Annotated in this window: 3 protein-coding genes; 1 reads left to right on the top strand and 2 read right to left on the bottom strand. The window is 62.2% G+C overall.

Annotation, left to right across the window (positions count from 1 at the left end; translation table 11 throughout):
• Positions 1 to 152 precede the first annotated feature (152 nt).
• Positions 153 to 461, top strand: a complete 309-nt coding sequence (locus tag A1351_RS24435) for an HU family DNA-binding protein (protein ID WP_245291572.1) — start codon at positions 153 to 155, stop codon at positions 459 to 461.
• Here A1351_RS24435 and A1351_RS04890 read toward each other — a convergent pair.
• Positions 430 to 1098: a TIGR02117 family protein gene (locus A1351_RS04890; RefSeq protein WP_083967138.1), complete on the bottom strand. Its 669-nt coding sequence runs from the start codon at positions 1096 to 1098 to the stop codon at positions 430 to 432. The genes A1351_RS24435 and A1351_RS04890 overlap by 32 nt on opposite strands.
• Before the next feature lie 99 nt (positions 1099 to 1197).
• A partial coding sequence (locus tag A1351_RS04895) for a phospholipase D-like domain-containing protein (protein ID WP_064032379.1) occupies positions 1198 to 1857 on the bottom strand: 660 nt, incomplete at its 5' end.

A 1857-nucleotide genomic window follows, 5' to 3' on the forward strand; every position in this document is an offset into this window, starting at 1 on the left:
GTCGCGGCGGCATCTTCGGTGGCGACACAGCGCAAGCGGAGGCGGTCCGTCTCCAACGGTTGAAATAGATCGTTCGGCATATCCCGATGATATTACAGGTCGGAGCCGCGGAAAAGCGCTGATGATCGTAGAATATTCCTTCGTTCATCCTTTTGGAAAGGGAGGTCGGCTGCGCTCGAGGAAGTGCTGTCCGCCTGACGCGGGGAGAAGACCTGCGTCTTCGCCGCTTCGGCACTTTCCGAAGCCGTTCCAAAGACGCTCGCCCTGGGCGCAATCCGAAAATCGGCATGCCCGCTCTTGGCGCGTTGGATCATGGTGTTCCAATCGCCGATGTGAGGCGCAGCCACGTCTGTTGCGATTTTCGAGCGCACGCGTTCCCGCGCCTCGGTCGGGAGGGTGATAGGACAGAGAGGCGTATTCGAGCCGCCATCACCTTACCGGTTGGGAAGCCCAGCGCATGACGCCGTCATCGATTGGACTCCACAACGCCGTGCGAACGCCGGCGGAGCGCAGAGCTTCGTTTGTCCAGGCGTTGCAGGTTCGAAACGCGCTGTAATGGCCGCGCGCGCCGTAAAAGACGTCGTTCTGGCCATAGCCGTGGATGACCTCGCGCCGGTCTGCGAACGTCGCATCGATGAAGGCGGAGAGGCGGCGGTATTGCTCGGGCGTGAGCCGCAGCGGACGAACTGTCTCGTCCGGGCGTACGTCCTCGAGGAGGTCCACATGCACCAGCGTCGACCCCTGCCCCGTCACAGCCTTCAGTCCTCGGAGGAGTGAAAACTCCGCCCAGGTCGGCGTGTTGAGATAAAAGTCCCGATCGCCCCAGCCGAAAGCGAACCAGCGCGGCGTGGTCGCCCAACTAGGTGCATCACCCGGGTGGATGCGATTGCTCCAATCGACGCCGGCGGCTTTCGCCGGCACGACAACGCCGGTATGCACGCCATTGGTCTGTACGTAGATGGTTATGCCGCCATCCGGCTCGCGCCAGTCGTCGTTCACCGGCGTGCGGCTCGCGATCGCTGCGACGGCGAGATAGAGCGCAGCCGGAACGATCGGCGCGAGGAGGATGAAGGCGAAGGTCCGCGCAGCGCGGCGCATGGACCGTCTAAACCAGGGTTGCAATCGAGGTATCCTCGAGGGTATGGCTCTCGTCTACGCGAATTCTGCCGGCTTCGAAAAGCATTCCGTCTCACGGGATCAATTGACGCGCCCGTGTCTCCAACCCGCGGCGACCGCCTCTTCCTCCGAGCAGAACCAGCGCTCTCCGGAATTCTGGTCGATTTTGACGCGGGCGTAGAATGGCTCGCCGGGCTTATGGAATATACGTTCGCCACTGCGATTGATGTTTCCTTTGATTTCGCAGTTCGCCGGCGCCGTTGGTTTCGTCGAAGGGGGAACTGCGACCCGTGAGGCGAAAGCGGGGCTGGGAGGAAGGACCGGCTTTGCGGCCGACCAGATTTGCTCGAAACGCGCCTCGAACGTTTGGGCGGCCGCTCGATCGCGGATGACCACGACATCATTATCCTGCTGCTTCATCCCCGACGCGGTGAAATTCGCGGAGCCCGTCCGCAACAGCATGTCGTCGACGGAATAGGATTTCAGATGCATGAAAGGACCGGGCAGGCTCGTACGCAGGCTCTGCGACACTTCTCGCAGCCGATCGAGATCGCTCGCCTGGCTGGGGTCCAGAACGATTCTGACCACGACGCCGCGTCGATGCGCGTCGATCAACGCGTCGATGACGGGCCAGTCCGTCAGCACATAGGCGGCGAGGTCGATCTTGACGTGCGCCGCGCGCAGAAGCGCTACATCGAGGCGTTCCAGATTCTCGGTGGGGGCATAATGGATTTCAGGCGC

Origin of the sequence: Methylosinus sp. R-45379 (assembly GCF_001644125.1) — a bacterium.
GTDB lineage: Bacteria > Pseudomonadota > Alphaproteobacteria > Rhizobiales > Beijerinckiaceae > Methylosinus.